This is a genomic window from Streptomyces sp. NPDC055400, assembly GCF_053644375.1.
Genome location: NZ_JBSHLM010000044.1, coordinates 1 through 1,950, shown reverse-complemented (window position 1 = coordinate 1,950; position 1,950 = coordinate 1). Strand labels below are relative to the sequence as shown.

The following is a 1,950-nucleotide window of genomic DNA, read 5'->3' as shown; positions in this document are numbered from 1 at the left end:
TGTCATTCTGACAAATAACCCTTCGGGAAATAAAAAAAACGGCTCCATAAAGAGGAACCGTTTTGCTTCAAAAATCACGTTTTGTGTTATACTGGAGAAACGAAATTGTGTTTTCAAAATTGTCATTTTCGACATGATAACTTTTCTCGTAGTGTGGTTTTGCCGAACCCACTACTTTTTTTATGTCTCCGAACTTCATTTCTTCCCGTTCCGGCTTAACAATCCCTTTTGATTTTCGATACATATTCATTCCGGAAGGATACATGTGCAGCCGTCCGCCTTTTAAAAATTTCTTTTCCCGACCTTCTACGATCTTTGTTTGCACCTCACAGCCCTCTGAAGCCACTTTTAAGGCTGTTTCCCTGTCTTGGACATCTTCTAGGTCTATATCAGTCAAATAAGCGCTCAAATAGGCTCCTATGTTGTCTATATCCTTTAATGACTTGATTGTTACAAATCCTAAACCCCATAGACTCCTTAATTCAGCATTTTTAATATAAATCTTATCCAAATCATTAAAGCGCATTAAAACATGACAATGCCAGGCTCCACGTCCTTGTGGCTCTACCACCGATAAATAATCTATCGAACTTTCTTTCTTGTATTTATAACGCAACCTGTCGATAAAATTTTGAAAATCACTATAAAGTTTTTTCGTGTCCGTCATATTTTTCTTGTATGTCAAAGTTATATGTAATTCATTTGGCCGTCCTATAAAATTGTTATTTATCAAATAACGCAGCTTCTTAAAGGTTTGTCTCAAAGAATTATAATTTTCCTGCCGATTTTCCGAATGCTCGAACTCCCGGATCTCCCCAGTAGAGAGGTCTACAAACCTATCCTTGTCCAATTTTTTGATATTATTTTTCCGGTTCATCTTCTCCATATGCTGAACTTCAATGACGTGATTCATAGTGGTCACTTTTACAACATCATTTGGAGCTATGAAAACCGCGTCACCATTGCGTTTATCCATCCATTTCCCCTCAATTTTTCCTGTAATGTTTAATTAAAATCAAGTTAATAATAAAGAACCCCAAATCCGAAGTCAGTTTTTCAACAAAAATTAGCGTCCTTTTCCCAAATAGTCCCTATACAATTCCTTAATAGCAAACTCAATTACAGCATCTTTTGAAACTCTTCCAAATTCATTGTGTTTTGTAAAATGTTCGGCTAATAACTCTAGCTTTTTAAATGTTTCAACAGTAATTCGAGGTCCAATTTGTTTTTTCTCTTCCATCCAAACACACTCCTAACAAGTTGTTAACATAATTCTAACATTGGAAATAATAGAATTCAAGAACAGAAAAAAGAAGCACACTCGGAATGATATTTCGTTTCCTTTTGATTCCGAGCCTCCACCCCTTACAATCCCCAAAGGCAACCGACAAGGGAAAATTCGTCCCTTATCGGCACCTCCGGAAATTGTACAGCAAGGGGTCACTCCCAATAAAAAGACTACGACATATAAAACAGGTTTAGCTTCAGAGAAAAAGAGCATAAGGAAACTCGGTGCCACCCTAAAAAAAAGGGTGTCAAACAGGCTGTGCCTGTTGAGTTTCTATGCTCTTAGAACAGGTGCCGTTTTTGAAGCCAAAGATATAGCATAGATACCCCATAGATATAGCAGGGATATACCAAAATATCTCTAGAGATACGGGTATCTATGCTATATCTCTCTACAAGATTCCTCCACACGCTTGACGGAAATGCTTCAGCATTTTAGCACTCACTCGACAGAGTGTATAAGTGCGCCATTCGGAATTTCAAAGCTTCAAATTTCACAGAGAGTGCCCATTTATACACACCCCCTAAATCGTGGTGTGACAATGGGTTCTCGCCGGCTCGAAATCGGTTTGTCATTCTGACAAATAACCCTTCGGGAAATAAAAAAAACGGCTCCATAAAGAGGAACCGTTTTGCTTCAAAAATCACGTTTTGTGTTATACT

2 protein-coding genes are annotated in these 1,950 nt (G+C 37.8%); both read right to left on the bottom strand.

Translation table 11 applies throughout. The annotated features are described in order from the left end of the window. Positions 1-67: 67 nt before the first annotated feature. Entirely contained in the window at positions 68-976 is a 909-nt protein-coding gene (locus ACWIGU_RS44825) for a rolling circle replication-associated protein (protein WP_375839305.1), read from the bottom strand. 90 nt (positions 977-1,066) lie between these two features. Further along, complete coding sequence (locus tag ACWIGU_RS44820; RefSeq protein ID WP_375839303.1) at positions 1,067-1,240, bottom strand: hypothetical protein; 174 nt, start codon at positions 1,238-1,240, stop codon at positions 1,067-1,069. Between the last annotated feature and the right edge of the window lie 710 nt (positions 1,241-1,950).

Coding starts and splice junctions, on each gene's coding strand:
- ACWIGU_RS44825 (WP_375839305.1), bottom strand. CDS start 976: ATGGATAAACGCAATGGTGACGCGGTTTTCATAGCTCCAAATGATGTT.
- ACWIGU_RS44820 (WP_375839303.1), bottom strand. CDS start 1,240: ATGGAAGAGAAAAAACAAATTGGACCTCGAATTACTGTTGAAACATTT.